The organism is Bradyrhizobium sp. P5_C11_2 (assembly GCF_054049755.1).
On the sequence record NZ_JBFULT010000107.1, the window covers coordinates 1 to 15,744 of the forward strand.

Here is a 15,744-nt window from a genome sequence, read left to right on the forward strand (position 1 = left end):
GGGATGAGCTACCAGGTCTCGGATTTCGGCGACGCCGCGCACCGGTCGTCGACGGCTGTGGGCGCGACGCTCTTCATCGTGGATTGACGGAACCGCTGGCGGGCACGTTTGCACCGCAAAATAGAAAACCGTGCCGCGCTCGCGACGAGCGCGTGCTGCCTTGAAGTTGCCCCAAAAAATCGCTAGATTGTGATCATCGATCCTTGGCCGAACGACTGGGCCGCTCCGTCTCATTTCCAATGGACGAGCACGTTTCAGGTATTTCTCCAAAATCGACCAACCGGGACGATGGGCGCAAGCGATTGCGCATTTGTCCCCCTGAGTGCATCGTCAATGAAAGGAAATGACTATGGCAATGGGCACCGTGAAGTGGTTCAACAACCAAAAGGGTTTTGGTTTCATCCAGCCGGACAACGGCGACAAGGACGTCTTCGTTCACATCAGCGCGGTTGAACGCGCTGGTCTGAGCACCCTCAACGAGGGTCAGAAGGTTTCGTTCGACATCGTCGCGGACCGCCGCAGCGGCAAGTCCTCGGCTGACAACCTCCGCGCCGGCTAGTTCGCCGCGCATCTCGCGATCTGACCGCGGACGTACCGGCAGGTCGTAGGAATACCCAGGCCCCGCCCCCGAGATATCGGTGGCGGGGCTTTCGTTTGCGCCGTCATTCCCGGGCTCGCCCCTCGGGCGCCCCGGAATGATGGCGCGAGTTCAGCCAGTCTTCTTCAGCACCGAGACGAAGAACCCATCCGTGCCGGTCCGCCGCGGCGTCATCAGCCAGCCCTCGTCGGATTGCAGCGCGGCCTGCGCAAACTCCTCGGCCTTGTCCCAGAGCACGCTCGCGATCTGCTCGGGTGGCACAACCGAGAACGCGGGATGGCGAGCGACGAACGCCCTCACCTGCTCGCCGTTCTCTTCCGCTAGCACCGAGCAGGTGATGTAGGCGATGCGGCCGCCCGGCTTCACCAGCGGCACGGCGCGCTCCAGCACCTCGGCCTGGTCCTTCAGGCGGATCTCCAGCGCGCCGGGGCGCATGCGCCATTTGGCATCGGGATTGCGGCGCCAGGTGCCGGTTCCCGTGCAGGGGGCGTCGATGACGACGAGATCGGCCGAGGCGTGGATGTCCTGGAGCGTATCGGCCTCGCCCTTGGGCGTGCGGACGTCGGCATTGTGCACGCCGGCGCGCGACAGGCGTTCGTGAATGGGAGCAAGTTGCCGCTTGTCGCTGTCGGTCGCGATCAGCCGGCCCTTGCCCTGCATCTGGGCTGCGAGCGCCAGCGTCTTGCCGCCGGCCCCCGCACAGAGATCGATCACCTGCTCGCCGGGTTTTGCCGCGGTGAACTGGGCCGCAAGCTGCGATCCCTCATCCTGCACTTCAACGGCGCCCTTGATGAAATCCTCCTCAGCCTGGATGCCGGGATTGCGCGCATCGGCCGAAAGCGCGATGCGCAGACCGGTTGGCGACCAATGCGTCGGTTGCGCATGAAGATGAGCAAGCGCCTTCAGCACCTTGTCGCGATTGGACTTTAGCGTGTTGACGCGCAAATCGAGCGGGGCCCGGCTCGCCATCGCGGCCGCCTCCGCCGCGCGGTCCTCGCCGAACACTTTTGCCAGATGGGAATCGAGCCATTCGGGATAGTCGCCGGCCACCGCAGCCGGCGCGTCCTTCAGGGACCGGGAGGCGAGCGCCGCCTGCTCGGCCTCCGTCAGCGGCGCTGGCGCGAACCGGCTGCCGTCGAACAGCGCGGCCATGGTGGCGGTGTCCATGTCGCGCTCGAGGCGCAGCATGCCGATCAGCCGCGCCCGCGCGGTGTCGGCGTCCATCAGGAACGCGCTCGAGGCGTAGCGGCGCAGCACGTCCCAGACCAGGCCGGCAATCGCGGCGCGGTCGCCGGAGCCGGCAAAGCGGTGCGCGGTGCCCCACTCCTTCAGCGCTTTCGCCGCCGGCACGCGGTCTCTCTCGATGGTGTCGATCAGTTCGATGGCCGCGGACAGCCGGGCAGCAGGAGTCATTTGAATCTTTCAGATTGGATCCGAGGGCTAACCGTCAGATCAGCAACAGCATCTTCAGCGCGAAGTAGATCCACATCGCCAGCAGCACCAGCGCGCCCGCGAGCCAGATCGTCGAGCGCCGGCCAAAATCGTTCGAGGAGACGAAGATTCCGGCATGGGCAAAGCGCGTCACCACGAACACCCAGGACATCAGCACGATGAAGAGGTCGGCATGGCGCAGCGGCAGCGCCAGTGCGATCAGGGCATAGAACAGCACCGGCAACTCGAACTGGTTGCGGTAGCAATTGGCGATTTGTGTGGCGCCCTTCGACCAGTTCGGCTCGCCCAGCGCAACGTCGCGGATCTTGGTCTCGCCGGAGACGAGCGCCTGCCGGCGCCCCAGCGCCATGGCGATCAGGAGCGCGAAGGTGAGCCCGACCTGCACAAAGACCGGCAGCAAAACCATCTGAACGGACATCGGAATTTTCCCGGGAGGCGAAACGCCGCCGATCGTCAATAGCTGCGACTGCTGGCGCTGACAATGAACGACTTGAACCGGCGTTCCCGGTCTTGCGACCAAATATCGAGAGTTTAAGCGATTTCGGCCCCCGCGGGCCGCAAGGCGAGAGACCGCCATGAACACCCTGTCGAGCTTGCTCGGCATTTTGAGCGAATCTGCCGAGGCTCAGCTCGGCATCCTGATGTCGGCACTGGCCGGCATTGCGGCCGCGCTGGCCGTTGCGCTGGCGATGACGGTCTATTTCCGCATGAGCTACCGGACCTGGCGTGACGTCCTCAGGCACGGTCTCGCCGCCACGGCCGCGGCCGTCCTGTTCGTCTTTGTCGCCTACGACATGCGTCACGCCGCGCTGGCCTATCTCGGCCTCAACCCGTCCAAGCCCGCAGTCGAATTCGAGATCCGCATGCCCAGGGACACCCTGGGCTCCGCTGCCGGCACCCAGATCGAGCTGCACACCGACCGCAACCAGAAGCTGGCGCTTGTCGATGGCGTGACTGATTTGGCCGACGGACGCGCGCTGCTGCGCGGCGCGGTGGCGCTCAACTACCGCACCGCGGACCGGGTGCTGGTCGTGAGCCTGCCCGGGAAAGGCACGTTCGAATTCCGCCTCCGCCTGCCCGCAGAGCCGCATCGCTCCGAGCAATTCGGCCCCTGGCACCTCGCCGACCGCATCGCCTCGCCGCTGGCCGGCAGCGTCGCGCCGCAGGACGCCTACACCATCCGCTATCGGGTGCTTTAAACATTGTTCGATCGCGGATCGTGCGCGCGCCGTCATCGTTCCGACGCTTGGCCGGGCTATGCTTTGCTCCATGTCCGAATTTCGCCTGACGCAGATTTCCGACACCCATCTCGGCCAACGCTTTCCCGGCCTGATCGCAAACTTCCATCGCGTCAGCGAGCATATCGACGCTGATAGGCCCGATCTCGTCATCAACACCGGCGACGTCTCGTTCGACGGGCCGACCAGCCGCGACGATGTCGAATTCGCCAGGGGCCTGCACGACGCCCTGCCCGTCGCCTGCCGCTACCTGCCAGGCAATCACGACATCGGCGATAATCCCACCGCAATCGGTCCGGCGCCCAAGCCGCCGGTCGAGGAAGCGCACCGCCAGCAATTCCGCGACATCATCGGCGACGACCATTGGTCGTTCGAAGCCGCCGGCTGGCGCTTCATCGGCCTCAATTCGCTGGTGATGAATTCAGGGCTGGCCTTCGAGGCTGAACAGTTCGACTGGCTGGCCTCGGAAGTTTCGCGCGTGAACGGCAGGCCGGTGGCGCTGTTCGTACACAAGCCGCTGTTCCTCAACCTGCCCGACGATCCCGAACTGCCGGAGACCTCGATCCGCTACGTGCCGCAGCCGGCGCGGGCGCGGCTGATCAAGATGTTCTCGACGGTCGACCTACGTTTGATCGCCAGCGGCCACGTGCACCAGCGGCGCGACTTCACCTATCGCCACACGCGTCATGTCTGGGCGCCGTCGGCCGGGTTCAAGATCAATGACGCGCGCCAGGACCGGATCGCGATCAAGGAGACGGGCCTGGTCGAGTACCGCTTCCAGCCCGAAAGTTTCGAGGTCCGGCACGTCCGGGCGGCCGGCCAAGTCGATATCGACATCGAAGAGCTGCTCGCCCAGATGGGCGCGCATTAGCCTGGTCCACGGGCACTCATCCTTACCTTGATACCTCAATGCATCGATCTTGGTCCGAAAATGACTAAAAGACGCTAATGACAACGTTGTCATTTGCACATATCGTCACCGCCGGCGGTCGAGGGCCGCAGACGGAGTGACAATGCAGTCCATTTCCCGGTGGGGCGCCCTGCGCCTGTCGACGGCCATTCGGGGCATCCCCCTGGTCGACGGCCTGCCCGCCGAGGAGATCGGAAACCAGCGCTGGTCGCCGGCCCACGGCGATCTGGCCCTCCCCGCCCTCACCCTCGATGAGGCCGCCTTCGCGGCCAATCGCGACCTCTTCCTGCGCTGGTGCGCGAGCGCCGGCGTCAGCGTCGCGCCGCACGCCAAGACGCCGATGTCGCCGGAGCTGGCCCGCTCGCTGCGCGAGGCCGGCGCCTGGGGCACCACGGTCGCCAATATCCAGCAGGCCGCGGTGCTGCTCGCCCACGGCGAGCGGCGCCTGCTGCTGGCCAACGAGATCGGCGGGCTCGCGGCCGGCCGGCGGCTCGGCGCGCTGCTCGCCGCGTACCCCGATGTCGAATTTCATGCGTTTGCGGATTCGCCGGCCGCGGTCGCGGCACTGGCCGAGGCGGCGCGGATTGCGGAGCGCCGCGAATTGTCCGTGCTGGTCGAGCTCGGCGCCGGCCGGGCCGGCGCGCGCGACCGCGCCGCGATCGAGGCAACCACCGCAGCCGTGGTCGCCGCCGATCGGCTGGCGCTCGGTGGCGTCGCCACCTACGAGGGCGCAGCCGCAACACAAGATGCCGACGAGACCCTGCGCGCCATCGCGGCGCTGATGGAACGCACCATCGAGACATTCGCGCTGGTGCGCGCAGCCGCCCCGGGCCGCAAACTGATCATCAGCGCGGGCGGATCGGCCTATTTCGACATCGTGGCGCGGGCGCTCGCGCCGGCCGCGCAGGCTGATGGCAACGCCACCGTAATCCTTCGCTCCGGCGCGCTGTTCTTTGCCGATCACGGCGTCTATGCGCGCGCCTTCACCGAGCTCGACCGGCGCGGCGGTCTCGTCATCGCGGGAACGCGACATTCCGCGGCGGAAAGCTTTCGTCCTGCCCTGACGCTGTGGGCCGAGGTGCTGTCGCGGCCCGAGACCGGGCTCGCGATCGCGGGCTTCGGCATGCGCGATGCCTCCTTCGATCAGGGACTGCCGGTGCCGTTGCGGGTGTTCCGGGACGGCGTCGCGCAGCAAGGCCTTGCCGACGGCCTGGCGGTCACCCGCCTCAACGACCAGCACGCATTCCTCTCCGTCGCACCCGGCGGCGCGCTTGCGGTCGGCGACATCATCGCCTTCGGCATCTCGCATCCCTGCACCTGTCTCGATCGCTGGCGCGTGATCCTCGGCCTCGACACCGAGGGCGTCGTGACGCGCGCGCTCGCCACCCAGTTCGGCTGAGAGCGGACCGCGCGATGAATTTCCTGCCGCTCTGGCGCTATCAGAACCAGCTCATCGACGGGGCCATCGTCACGCTCGAGCTGACGGTGATCGCGGCACTGTTCGGGCTCCTGATCGGCGTCGCCGGCGCGGTCGCGCTCAGGGGACGCATCACGCCGCTGCGCTGGCTGGTGCGCGGCTACATCGAGCTGTTCCGCAACACGCCGTCGCTGATCCAGATCTTCATCGTGTTCTTCGTGCTGCCGAGCTTCGGCCTGAAGCTGCCGGCCTTCGAAGCCGCCGCCGTCGCGCTGTCGCTCTATTTCGGCGCCTATTCGGTCGAGATCGTCCGGTCGGGGCTCGACTCCGTGCCGAAGAGTCAGATCGAAGCCGGCCAATGCCTTGGCCTGTCCGGCTGGCAGGTGTTTCGCCACATCCTGCTGCCGCCGGCGCTGCGCAACGCCTATCCGGCCGTCACCAGCCAGTTCGTCCTCCTGCTGCTCGGCACCTCGCTCGCCTCGCAGGTCTCGGCCGACGAGCTGTTCCACGTCGCCGGCTTCGTCGAGAGCCGCACCTATCGCAGCTTCGAGGTCTATGCGGTGATCTGCGCCGTCTATTTCGCGATGGCGATGTCGTTCAAGGCGCTGTTTGCGATCGTCGGCGCGGCCGCCTTCCGCTGGCCGCGACGGCGCTAGAGGGCACGCGATGCGATCGTTCTCCCTCATCGATTTCGTCTCGCTGTTCGCCGCGCTGCGCTGGACCGTCGTGCTCGTCGTGCTCGCGCTCGGTTTCGGCGCGCCGCTGGCGCTTGGCCTCGCGATGGGCCGCATCAGCCGCTTCGCCGGCTTGCGCTGGGCGATGGCCGCCTGCATCCAGATGATCCAGGGCGTGCCGCTGCTCGGCCTGTTGTTCTTCTTCTATTTCGGCATGCCGGTGTTCCTCGGCATCCAGGTGCCGGCGCTGATCGCCGTGACCGTCGCTTACACGCTCTACACCGCGGCCTTTCTCGGCGAGATCTGGCGCGGCGGGCTGGAAGCCGTGAAACAGACGCAGTGGGAGGCCGGCGCCTGTCTTGGCCTGTCGGCCTGGCAGCAGTTCCGCCACATCATCGCGCCGCAGGCGCTGCGCCTGTCGCTGCCGCCGACGGTCGGCTTCCTGGTCCAGCTCATCAAGGGCACCTCGCTCGCCTCCATCCTCGGCTTCGTCGAGCTCGCCCGCGCGGGCCAGGTGGTGAGCGCGGCGACGTTCCAGCCGCTGCTCACCTACGCGCTCGTCGCCGCGATCTATTTCGCGCTCTGCCTGCCGATCACGCTCTGGTCCCGCTCCCTGGAGGCCCGCCTCGATGGCTCTCGTTGAAATCCGCGACGTTCACAAGAAATTCGGCCGGGTCGACGTGCTCAAGGGCGTCTCGCTCGACGTCGAGGAAGGCGAGATCGTCACCATCATCGGCCGCTCCGGCTCGGGCAAGTCGACGCTGCTTCGCTGCATCAACGCGCTGGAGACGGTCGACGGCGGCCAGATCCACGTCGAGGGGGAGAAGGTCCATGCCGGGATGCGCGATCTCAAGCAGTTCCGTCAGCGCGTCGGCATCGTGTTCCAGGCCTTCAACCTGTTTCCGCATCTGAAGGTCGAGCGCAACATCACGCTCGCGCCGCTCCTGACCGGCCGCATCGACAAGTCGAAGGCCCGCGCGCTCGCCGAGGACGTGCTCGCCCGCGTGGGGCTTGCCGACAAGATCGACGCCTGGCCGGAGCAGCTTTCCGGCGGCCAGCAGCAGCGCGTCGCGATCGCGCGCTGCCTCGCCATGGCCCCTCACCTGATGCTGTTTGACGAAGTGACCTCCGCGCTCGACCCCGAGCTCGTCGGCGAAGTGCTGAAGGTGATGGAGGCGATGGCGAAGCAGGGCATGACCATGATCCTCGTCACTCATGAGATGGGCTTTGCCCGCAACGTCGCCGACCGCATCGTCTTCATGCACGAGGGCCGCGTCTGGGAACAGGGCCCGCCGGCAAAGCTGTTCGCAAGCCCCGAGACGCCCGAACTCGCAAGCTTCATCGCATCGTCGAAATGAACATCGTCCACCAATCCACCACCAGGAGAGAGTCATGAGAACACTGAAGTCCCTCTTCACGATCGCAGCCGCGGCGCTTGCCGTACTCGCTGCGCCCAGCCTCGCCAAAGCCGACAAGCTCCAGGACGTGCTCGGCTCAGGCAAGCTGCGCATCGGCATCCTCACCGATGCCGCGCCATGGGGCTTCAAGGACGACAAGGGCGAGATCGCAGGTCTCGACGCCGATCTCGCCCGGCTGATCGCCGCCGACATGGGCGTGAAACTCGAGCTCGTCCCGGTCACCGGTGCTGCGCGCATCCCGAGCCTGCTGTCCGACAAGATCGACCTGCTGATCGCGGGCCTCGGCGCCACGCCGGAGCGTGCCCAGCAGGTGATGTTCTCGCAGCCCTATGCGGTGGTGAATCTCGGCGTCTACGGCGCGAAATCGCTTCCCGCGGCCACCGGCAAGAGGCCCGACAATCTCGACGGACGCAGCGTCGCAGTAGCCAAGGGCTCGACGCTCGACGTCTGGCTCACCGACAACGCACCGAAGGTGAAGCTGGTGCGATTCGAGGACACGCCGGCGGCCCTCGCCGCTTATCTGGCCGGCCAGGCCGACACGTTCGCGGAGAACAGCGCGATCGCGCTGAAGGTGCAGGAGCAGAACCCGACCAAGGAGGTCGAGCTGAAATTCCTGATCCGCCAGTCGCCGGCCCATGTCGGCGTCCGCCAGGGCGAGCAGAACCTGCTCAACTGGATCAACACCGACATCTTCACCAACAAGCTGAACGGCAAGCTCGGCGCATTGCAGCTGAAATGGTTCAAGGAAGAACAGTCGCTGCCGACGCTGTAAGCTCGCACACGGCTCCCGCATCATGCGGGAGCCAATCTTCACGAGGAGAATCTCAGATGATCAAACGTTATGTCGTGGGCTCACGCATGAGCCAGGCCGTCGCCGCCGGTGGCTTGGTGCACATCGCCGGCCAGGTCGCGGACGACCGCAAGGCCGGCATCGTGTCACAGACCCAGCAGGTGCTCGCCAAGATCGATGCGCTGCTGAAGGAGGCCGGCTCCGACCGCTCCAAGCTCATCGCGGTCAACGTCTTCCTGCCGCACATCACCGACTTCGACACCATGAACTCGGTCTATGATTCCTGGATCGATCCGGCCAATCCGCCGGCGCGGGCCTGCGTCGAGGCCCGCCTTGCCGACCCCGACCTCCGCGTCGAGATGACCGCCGTCGCCCTGCTCTAACGCGCATCCTTTCAACCTTCGGCCGGCGTCGGCGTCGACGCGGCCTCGAGGCAAGCCATGCATACCGGACTTTTCCACGAGATCGATTTCGAGAAGGACCAGAAATGGTCCGGCCATCTCGGCATTCCCTTCTCGATCGACCGCTCCCCCTATTACCAGCTCAAGATCCCGATCTTCCGGATCAAGAACGGCGCCGGCCCGAAGCTGCTGTTGATGGCCGGCAATCATGGCGACGAATATGAGGGCGAGATCACTCTGACGCGGCTGTATCGCCGGCTCGATGCGGCGGCGGTGAAGGGCGAGATCACCATCCTGCCCTTCGCCAATTTGCCGGCGGTGATGGCGGCGCGCCGCCGCTCGCCGCTCGACGAGGGCAATCTCAATCGCGCCTTCCCCGGCGATGCCGGGGGAACGCCGACCTTCCGGCTGGCGCATTTTCTCGAGCACGAGCTGTTTCCGCGTCACGACGTCGTCTTCGACATCCACTCCGGCGGCACGTCGATGGCGCATGTTCCTTGCGCGCTGATCGAGCGGCAGGGCACGCCGGAGATGTTCGGCCACGCGCTGCGCCTGATGGAGGGGCTGGGCATGCCCTTCKCCTTCGTCGCCGAGAACGGCGCCACTGCACCGACCTCGATGGCGGCCGCCGCACGCGCCGGCGCGATCGGGCTCTCCGGCGAATTCGGCGGCGGCGGCACCGTCACGCCGCAGACGATGGCGCTCACCGCGCGCGCCGTCGACCGGCTGCTGCTCGCGCTCGGCCTCGTCCAGGCCCCCGTGCTGGGGCCGCACGCACCGGTCGAGCGCGCCACCGAACTGCTGGCGCTGCAAAGCCATGCGCAGGCGGTGTTCGCGACGCGGCGCGGCTGGTTCGAGCCGGCGGTCATGGTCGGCGCGCGGGTTGCGGCCGGCGACGTTGCCGGCTGGTATCATGATTTCGAGCGCCCCGAGCTGCCGGAAGAGGTGCTGCGCTTCCCCGCCGACGGCATCGTGATCTCGCAACGCCTGCACACCGACAGCCAGAGCGGCGACTGCCTGGTCCAGGTCGGCCGCGCGCTCGCGCGCGACGAGGTCATGGTGCGGTGAACTTTGGCCGCACACTCGCTGCACCTCTCCCGCTTGCGGGAGAGGTCGGTGCGAAGCGCCGGGTGAGGGCTGTCTCCTCTTGGGGGTTCTCGATTGCGGRGACACCCTCTCCCCAGCCCTCCCCCGCAAGCGGGGGAGGGAGCGCACCTTCGGCGCGGTTGCAATACGACCCGATCTCATCATGCGCTAACCTAGCGTCGTTCTCTCCAGGGATTCGATGACCGATCCGGTGAAGCCGAGCTACGACGACGTGGTGCGCATTCCGGCGCCGCCCGGCCGGGCGAGCGCGACCGGACGACCGCCGCGCATCGAGGAGGTGGCGGAGCGCGCCGGCGTGTCGCCGATCACGGTGTCACGCGTGCTGCGCCATCCCGAGAAGGTCAATCGCGACACCCGCGACCGCATCCTCGAGGTGATCGAGGCGACCGGCTATGCCTCCAACCCGCATGCGCGCGCGCTGCGCTCGGGGCGGTCCAACGTGGTGGTGGCCTTCGTTTCCAACATCCTCAGCCAGCAATTCGGGCTCGCCGTGCGCAGTCTCGCCGCCACGCTGGAGCCGGAAGGCTTTGAGGTGCTGGTCGGCCAGACCTCCTACTCCTATGCCAAGGAAGTCGCGATGATCCAGTCGCTGCGCGGCATCCGGCCGGCCGCGGTGATGTTCACCGGCGTGATCGAGCTCCAGGAGAACCGCGCCGCGCTCGAGGAGCTCGGCATTCCCGTGATCGAGACCTGGGCGTATCCGCGCGATCCCATCGACATGCTGGTTGGCCTGCCCAATGCCGATGCCGGCGCGATGGCGGCACGGCGTCTTGCGGACGCCGGGCATCGCCGCGTCGCCTTCATCGGACGCAGCAGCGGCCGTGGCGCGCTCCGCCGCGACGGGTTTCGCGCGGCGGCGGCGCAACTGGGCCTCGATATCGTCCACGAGATCGGGGTCGGCGAGATCACGGGGCTCGTCGATGGCCGCGCCGCCTTCACCGCCCTGCTCGATCGCGGCGACCGCGTCGATGCCGTGTTCTGCGCCAACGACCTGCTCGCGACCGGCGCGCTGATCGAGGCCCGCGCGCGCGGCCTGTCGGTGCCGCGCGATCTCGCGCTGCTCGGCTTCGGCGACAACGACGTGGCGGATCAGATCACGCCCGGTCTCACCACCATCTCCTTCGACGCAGCGGCCGTGGGGCGCATCGCGGGCGAACTGCTGCTGGCACGGCTTGCCGGTGCGCCGCCAGCCGAACAGCGGCTTGCGGTCGACTTGTTCCTGGTCGAGCGCGGCAGCGTCTGAGGGTTGCGGCTTACGCGACGCTCTTGAGATCCTGCTGGATCGCGGCCAGCAAGGATTGCAGCGCCTCGCTGTTCACCGGCTTGGCCTCAGCCTTGCCAGATTGAATATTGCCGGACTGAACATTGGCAGGCTGGACATCAGCGGGTCGCGCAGCTTTGACCGGACGCTTCGGGAACGGCGGCCGTGGCGCCGGCATCGAAGGCTGGCTGAGGTCGCTCTCGTCGTCGGCGTGGACGAACTTGCCATGGATGACGTCGTCGCGGCGGCCCATGACGAACAAGGTCGTCCAATAGCCGGCGGCCAGAAGGATTACGCAGAAAATACCAATCTCTAACATCGCAGCACCTGAAATATGCGCGATGATTCAATGCCTTCGCCGGCTCGTCAATGAACCGACGGTCACACAAGCGGCTTTTGCCGGCAGGTGTGGCCGATCGGTGACTCTTTTTTAACCATCCAGCCCGCGAAAGGCGCTGGATTGCAGCCAAATCAKGCTTTGCAGCTAAGCCCTATCCTGCCCGACCCGGACCAGCTGCTTGCCGAAATTGGCGCCCTTCAGCAGGCCCATGAAGGCGCCCGGCGCGCTCTCCAGGCCCTCGGTGACGAACTCCTTGTACTTCACCCGGCCCTCGCGGACCCAGCCCGACATGTCGCGCAGGAAGTCACCGTGGCGTGCGGCGAAGTCGGAGACGATGAAGCCGCGGAAGGTCAGCCGCTTGGTCAGGGTCGCGCGCATCATGGACGCGGCCCATTTCGGCGGCTTGGCCTCGGTGTCGTTGTAATGGGCGATCAGGCCGCAGACCGGCACGCGCGCGAACGGATTGAGCAGCGGGAAGACCGCCTCGAACACGGCGCCACCGACATTCTCGAAATAGACGTCGATGCCCTTCGGGCAGGCGAACTTCAGCTTGGCCGGAAAATCGGTTTCGCGATGATCGAGACACGCGTCGAAGCCGAGCTCCTTCACGACGTAGTCGCACTTGTCCTTGCCGCCGGCAATGCCGACAGCGCGTGCGCCCTTGATCCTGGCGATCTGGCCGACGGCCGAGCCGACCGCACCGGAGGCGCCGGCCACGACGACGGTCTCGCCTTCCTGAGGCTTGCCGATGTCGAGCAGCCCCGTATAGGCGGTCATGCCGGGCATGCCGAGCACGCCGATGGAGGTCGAGATCGGGCCGAGCTTGGGATCGACCTTGATCAGGCCCTTGCCGCTGGAGATCGCATGCGTCTGCCAGCCCGAGCGGATGCGCACGATGTCGCCTACCGCGAAATCAGGATTGTTGGAGGCCGCGACCTCGCTGACCGCCTCGCCCTCCATCACGCCGCCGATCGGCACCGGCGCGGCGTAGGACGGCCCCTCGCTCATGCGCCCGCGCATGTAGGGATCGAGCGACAGCCAGATCGTGCGCAGCAGGACTTCGCCCTGCCCCGGCGCTGGGACTGCGAATTCCTCGATGCGGAAATCGGACGGCTTGGGCTCACCGACGGGACGCGCGGCGAGAACGATGCGCTTGCCTTGGGACATGATGGCTTCCTCCTGAGTTTCTTCGGCGCGAGCGAAGCGGAGGGAGCGGAGCGCGTCAATACAAAACCGGTGGAGCGCTTCGTCGCTCGCGTTTGTCGCATTGGCGAATTTGAGAAAGCCGACGCCTCATTCTCCGTCGTCATGCCCGGGCTTGACCCGGGCATCCACGGGCCACAGAGCGAGCCGCCAGACGTGGATGGCCGGGTCAAGCCCGGCCATGACGAAGGAGAGAGCGGAGCGATCGAGCGAAGCGACCTAACCCCCGCCCGGATAGTTCGGCGCCTCGCGCGTGATCGTGACGTCGTGGACGTGGCTTTCGCGCAGGCCCGCGCCGGTGATGCGGACGAACTGGGCCTTGGAATGCAGCTCGCTCAAATCGCGCGCGCCGACATAGCCCATCGCGGCGCGTAAGCCGCCGGCGAGCTGGTGCATGACGTTGCCGACCGGGCCCTTGTAGGGCACCTGGCCCTCGATGCCTTCAGGGACGAGCTTGAGCGTGTCCTTGATGTCCTGCTGGAAGTAGCGGTCGGCCGAACCGCGCGCCATCGCGCCGACCGAGCCCATGCCGCGATAGGCCTTGTAGGAGCGGCCCTGCCACAGGAACACTTCGCCGGGCGTCTCGTCGGTTCCGGCCAGCAGCGAGCCGACCATGGCGATGTCGGCGCCGGCGGCGAGCGCCTTGGCGAGGTCGCCGGAGAACTTGATGCCGCCATCGGCGATGACGGGGATGTCGGACTTCTTCGCCGCCTCGACCGCATCCATGATCGCGGTGAGCTGCGGCACCCCGACACCGGCGACGATGCGCGTGGTGCAGATCGAGCCCGGACCGATGCCGACCTTGATGCAGTCCGCGCCGGCGTCGATCAGCGCCTGCGCGCCCTCTGTGGTCGCAACGTTGCCGGCGACGACCTGCACCGAGTTGGAGAGACGCTTGATGCGGTTCACCGCGTGCAGCACGTGGCGCGAATGGCCGTGTGCGGTGTCGACGACGACGAGGTCGACGCCGGCGTCGATCAGCCGCTCGGTGCGCTCGAAGCCGGTGTCGCCGACGGTGGTGGCGGCGGCGACGCGGAGGCGGCCCTGCGCGTCCTTGCAGGCGAGCGGATGGGCGACCGCCTTCTCCATGTCCTTCACGGTGACGAGGCCGACGCAGCGATATTGCTCATCGACCACCAGCAATTTCTCGATGCGATGCTGGTGCAGCATCCGCCGCGCCTCGTCCTGGCTGACGTTCTCGCGCACGGTGACGAGACCTTCATGCGTCATCAGCTCGGAGACTTTTTGCCGACGGTCGGTGGCGAACCGCACGTCGCGGTTGGTGAGGATGCCGACCAGCTTGCCCGGCGTGGACTTGCCTGCGCCGGTGACGACGGGAATGCCGGAGATGCCGTGATCGCTCATCAGCTTCAGCGCATCGTCGAGCGTGGCATCGGGGCTGATGGTGAGCGGGTTCACCACCATGCCCGACTCGTAGCGCTTGACCTGGCGGACCTGGGCGGCCTGCCCTTCGGGGTCGAAATTGCGATGGATGACGCCGATGCCGCCGGCCTGCGCCATGGCGATCGCCATGCGGGCCTCGGTCACGGTGTCCATGGCGGAGGCCATGATCGGGATGTTGAGCGGGATGGCGCGGGTGACGCGGGAGCGGATGTCGACCTCGCCCGGCATGACGTCCGAGAGGCCTGGCTTCAACAGCACGTCGTCGAACGTAAGGGCTTCGCGGATGCCTTGAACTTGCACCGTGGCCATCTGCCAACTCCTTCCTGCGGCCCTGCCGCAAATAGCTATGGATGAGCGCCGCCCTCGGCGTACCTTGCGGCATCGCCGGAGAATCGGAGCCCATCGGTGGGGTTGACGCGGGTCGATAGCACGGCCGGGTGACGAATCAAAGCAATTCGGACCGCTGGCCAGCCATGCACAGGCTTTTTCGGTAAATTCAGCGTGGATAGCCGGGGGCAGCCCCTCCTCGTCATTCCGGGGAGCGACGACCTCGCGAGCCCGGAATCCATCCCGCAGCGGTCCCTGCGGCCCAATGGATTCCGGGCTCGCGCCAAGTGGCGCGCCCCGGAATGACGAAGGAGCGCGACACGCAACCCTGGAGAGAGGTCACACCGTTGTTACGCGGGATCTAGGTGCTATGCGTCGATCCGCAATGGTCCCGGGTCGGTGGCGGTGATAAGCCGCAATTCCACCCCTCCTTCCGATTTTCATTACCAATCCGTCATGGTCGACAAGCAACGCGTCATTCCGCTGATCGTGGCCACCGCGCTTTTCATGGAGAACATGGATTCGACGGTGATCGCCACCTCGCTGCCGGCGATCGCGGCCGACATCGGCACCAGCCCGCTGACGCTGAAGCTCGCGATCACGTCCTATCTGCTGTCGCTTGCGGTGTTCATCCCGGCGAGCGGCTGGACCGCGGACCGCTTCGGCGCGCGCATGGTGTTTGCGATCGCCGTCGGCGTGTTCATGGTCGGCTCGGTCGGCTGCGCGCTCTCGACCTCCGTCACCGATTTCGTGTTCGCGCGCATCCTGCAGGGCATGGGCGGGGCGATGATGACGCCGGTCGGGCGCCTCGTGCTGCTGCGCTCGGTCGACAAGAGCGCGCTGGTCAACGCCATGGCCTGGGTGACGGTCCCTGCCCTGATCGGTCCGGTGATCGGGCCGCCGCTCGGCGGCTTCATCACGACCTACGCGTCCTGGCACTGGATCTTCCTGATCAACATCCCGATCGGGCTGCTCGGCATCTTCATGGCGCTGCGCTTCATCGATCCCATCACCAGCGAGGAACGCGAGCCGTTCGATCTCTACGGCATGGTGCTCGCCGGGCTCGGGCTTGCCGGCATTGCGTTCGGCCTGTCGGTGGCCGGCCTCAATTTGCTGCCGTGGAGCACGGTCGCCGCCCTGGTCGTCGGCGGATCGATCGCGATGACGCTGTATGTGCTGCACGCCCGGCGGACCGGATCTCCGG

General features: G+C 66.7%; 17 protein-coding genes and 1 pseudogene. 13 read left to right on the plus strand and 5 right to left on the minus strand.

Going from position 1 to position 15,744, the window contains the following annotated elements; all coding sequences use genetic code 11:
* Both ACXJL8_RS13275 and ACXJL8_RS13280 read left to right on the plus strand, forming a co-directional pair.
* Positions 1–87, plus strand: a pseudogene (locus ACXJL8_RS13275) (DHCW motif cupin fold protein); the annotation flags it as partial.
* Between the two features lie 262 nt (positions 88–349).
* On the plus strand, positions 350–559 hold the full coding sequence (locus tag ACXJL8_RS13280) for a cold-shock protein (RefSeq protein ID WP_045000506.1): 210 nt from the start codon (positions 350–352) through the stop codon (positions 557–559).
* Positions 560–709: 150 nt separating this feature from the next.
* On the opposite strand, the gene ACXJL8_RS13285 is transcribed toward ACXJL8_RS13280, so the two are convergent.
* Both ACXJL8_RS13285 and ACXJL8_RS13290 read right to left on the minus strand, forming a co-directional pair.
* Positions 710–2,011, minus strand: coding sequence for an RsmB/NOP family class I SAM-dependent RNA methyltransferase (locus ACXJL8_RS13285; protein ID WP_456618644.1), 1,302 nt, complete (start codon positions 2,009–2,011; stop codon positions 710–712).
* Positions 2,012–2,045: 34 nt separating this feature from the next.
* Complete coding sequence (locus ACXJL8_RS13290; protein ID WP_456618645.1) at positions 2,046–2,468, minus strand: MAPEG family protein; 423 nt, start codon at positions 2,466–2,468, stop codon at positions 2,046–2,048.
* Between the two features lie 157 nt (positions 2,469–2,625).
* On the opposite strand from ACXJL8_RS13290, the gene ACXJL8_RS13295 reads away from it, so the two are divergent.
* The 10 genes from ACXJL8_RS13295 to ACXJL8_RS13340 all read left to right on the plus strand — a co-directional run bounded on the left by ACXJL8_RS13295 (position 2,626) and on the right by ACXJL8_RS13340 (position 11,248).
* Positions 2,626–3,249, plus strand: coding sequence for an acriflavin resistance protein (locus ACXJL8_RS13295; protein ID WP_456618646.1), 624 nt, complete (start codon positions 2,626–2,628; stop codon positions 3,247–3,249).
* A gap of 70 nt (positions 3,250–3,319) precedes the next feature.
* The gene (locus tag ACXJL8_RS13300; RefSeq protein ID WP_456618647.1) at positions 3,320–4,159 is read left to right on the plus strand and encodes a metallophosphoesterase family protein; all 840 of its coding nucleotides are present in this window, start codon (positions 3,320–3,322) and stop codon (positions 4,157–4,159) included.
* 142 nt (positions 4,160–4,301) lie between these two features.
* Positions 4,302–5,597: an alanine racemase gene (locus ACXJL8_RS13305; protein WP_456685089.1), complete on the plus strand. Its 1,296-nt coding sequence runs from the start codon at positions 4,302–4,304 to the stop codon at positions 5,595–5,597.
* A gap of 14 nt (positions 5,598–5,611) precedes the next feature.
* Positions 5,612–6,271 carry an amino acid ABC transporter permease gene (locus ACXJL8_RS13310; protein WP_456618649.1) on the plus strand — a complete coding sequence of 220 codons (660 nt, stop codon included), beginning with the start codon at positions 5,612–5,614 and terminating at the stop codon, positions 6,269–6,271.
* A gap of 10 nt (positions 6,272–6,281) precedes the next feature.
* Positions 6,282–6,932 (plus strand): amino acid ABC transporter permease, encoded by a 651-nt coding sequence (locus ACXJL8_RS13315; RefSeq protein WP_456618650.1) that lies wholly within the window; start codon positions 6,282–6,284, stop codon positions 6,930–6,932.
* Entirely contained in the window at positions 6,919–7,647 is a 729-nt protein-coding gene (locus ACXJL8_RS13320) for an amino acid ABC transporter ATP-binding protein (protein WP_456618651.1), read from the plus strand. The genes ACXJL8_RS13315 and ACXJL8_RS13320 overlap by 14 nt, the downstream gene beginning before the upstream one ends.
* A gap of 34 nt (positions 7,648–7,681) precedes the next feature.
* Positions 7,682–8,479 carry a transporter substrate-binding domain-containing protein gene (locus tag ACXJL8_RS13325; protein WP_456618652.1) on the plus strand — a complete coding sequence of 266 codons (798 nt, stop codon included), beginning with the start codon at positions 7,682–7,684 and terminating at the stop codon, positions 8,477–8,479.
* 56 nt (positions 8,480–8,535) lie between these two features.
* The gene (locus ACXJL8_RS13330) at positions 8,536–8,880 is read left to right on the plus strand and encodes a RidA family protein (RefSeq protein WP_456618653.1); all 345 of its coding nucleotides are present in this window, start codon (positions 8,536–8,538) and stop codon (positions 8,878–8,880) included.
* Between the two features lie 57 nt (positions 8,881–8,937).
* Positions 8,938–9,966 (plus strand): succinylglutamate desuccinylase/aspartoacylase family protein, encoded by a 1,029-nt coding sequence (locus ACXJL8_RS13335; protein ID WP_456685090.1) that lies wholly within the window; start codon positions 8,938–8,940, stop codon positions 9,964–9,966.
* 217 nt (positions 9,967–10,183) lie between these two features.
* Positions 10,184–11,248: a LacI family DNA-binding transcriptional regulator gene (locus tag ACXJL8_RS13340; RefSeq protein ID WP_456618655.1), complete on the plus strand. Its 1,065-nt coding sequence runs from the start codon at positions 10,184–10,186 to the stop codon at positions 11,246–11,248.
* 10 nt (positions 11,249–11,258) lie between these two features.
* Here ACXJL8_RS13340 and ACXJL8_RS13345 read toward each other — a convergent pair whose 3' ends face one another.
* From ACXJL8_RS13345 to guaB, 3 genes are all read right to left on the minus strand, one after another.
* Positions 11,259–11,585, minus strand: coding sequence for a hypothetical protein (locus tag ACXJL8_RS13345; RefSeq protein ID WP_456618656.1), 327 nt, complete (start codon positions 11,583–11,585; stop codon positions 11,259–11,261).
* Between the two features lie 165 nt (positions 11,586–11,750).
* Entirely contained in the window at positions 11,751–12,773 is a 1,023-nt protein-coding gene (locus ACXJL8_RS13350) for an NADP-dependent oxidoreductase (protein ID WP_456618657.1), read from the minus strand.
* A gap of 255 nt (positions 12,774–13,028) precedes the next feature.
* The gene (gene guaB, locus ACXJL8_RS13355; RefSeq protein WP_456618658.1) at positions 13,029–14,522 is read right to left on the minus strand and encodes an IMP dehydrogenase; all 1,494 of its coding nucleotides are present in this window, start codon (positions 14,520–14,522) and stop codon (positions 13,029–13,031) included.
* Positions 14,523–14,996: 474 nt separating this feature from the next.
* Between guaB and ACXJL8_RS13360 the strand changes: the two genes are divergently transcribed.
* Positions 14,997–15,744: MFS transporter (locus ACXJL8_RS13360; RefSeq protein ID WP_456685091.1), on the plus strand; the 748-nt coding region annotated here is incomplete at its 3' end.

What these genes read in the sequence shown, in the direction of transcription:
- ACXJL8_RS13305 (WP_456685089.1), top strand. Translation starts at nt 4,302, where the DNA reads ATGCAGTCCATTTCCCGGTGGGGCGCCCTGCGCCTGTCGACGGCCATT.
- ACXJL8_RS13350 (WP_456618657.1), bottom strand. Translation starts at nt 12,773, where the DNA reads ATGTCCCAAGGCAAGCGCATCGTTCTCGCCGCGCGTCCCGTCGGTGAG.
- ACXJL8_RS13325 (WP_456618652.1), top strand. Translation starts at nt 7,682, where the DNA reads ATGAGAACACTGAAGTCCCTCTTCACGATCGCAGCCGCGGCGCTTGCC.
- ACXJL8_RS13285 (WP_456618644.1), bottom strand. Translation starts at nt 2,011, where the DNA reads ATGACTCCTGCTGCCCGGCTGTCCGCGGCCATCGAACTGATCGACACC.
- ACXJL8_RS13280 (WP_045000506.1), top strand. Translation starts at nt 350, where the DNA reads ATGGCAATGGGCACCGTGAAGTGGTTCAACAACCAAAAGGGTTTTGGT.
- ACXJL8_RS13290 (WP_456618645.1), bottom strand. Translation starts at nt 2,468, where the DNA reads ATGTCCGTTCAGATGGTTTTGCTGCCGGTCTTTGTGCAGGTCGGGCTC.
- ACXJL8_RS13310 (WP_456618649.1), top strand. Translation starts at nt 5,612, where the DNA reads ATGAATTTCCTGCCGCTCTGGCGCTATCAGAACCAGCTCATCGACGGG.
- ACXJL8_RS13300 (WP_456618647.1), top strand. Translation starts at nt 3,320, where the DNA reads ATGTCCGAATTTCGCCTGACGCAGATTTCCGACACCCATCTCGGCCAA.
- ACXJL8_RS13345 (WP_456618656.1), bottom strand. Translation starts at nt 11,585, where the DNA reads ATGTTAGAGATTGGTATTTTCTGCGTAATCCTTCTGGCCGCCGGCTAT.
- ACXJL8_RS13295 (WP_456618646.1), top strand. Translation starts at nt 2,626, where the DNA reads ATGAACACCCTGTCGAGCTTGCTCGGCATTTTGAGCGAATCTGCCGAG.
- guaB (WP_456618658.1), bottom strand. Translation starts at nt 14,522, where the DNA reads ATGGCCACGGTGCAAGTTCAAGGCATCCGCGAAGCCCTTACGTTCGAC.
- ACXJL8_RS13315 (WP_456618650.1), top strand. Translation starts at nt 6,282, where the DNA reads ATGCGATCGTTCTCCCTCATCGATTTCGTCTCGCTGTTCGCCGCGCTG.
- ACXJL8_RS13340 (WP_456618655.1), top strand. Translation starts at nt 10,184, where the DNA reads ATGACCGATCCGGTGAAGCCGAGCTACGACGACGTGGTGCGCATTCCG.
- ACXJL8_RS13320 (WP_456618651.1), top strand. Translation starts at nt 6,919, where the DNA reads ATGGCTCTCGTTGAAATCCGCGACGTTCACAAGAAATTCGGCCGGGTC.
- ACXJL8_RS13330 (WP_456618653.1), top strand. Translation starts at nt 8,536, where the DNA reads ATGATCAAACGTTATGTCGTGGGCTCACGCATGAGCCAGGCCGTCGCC.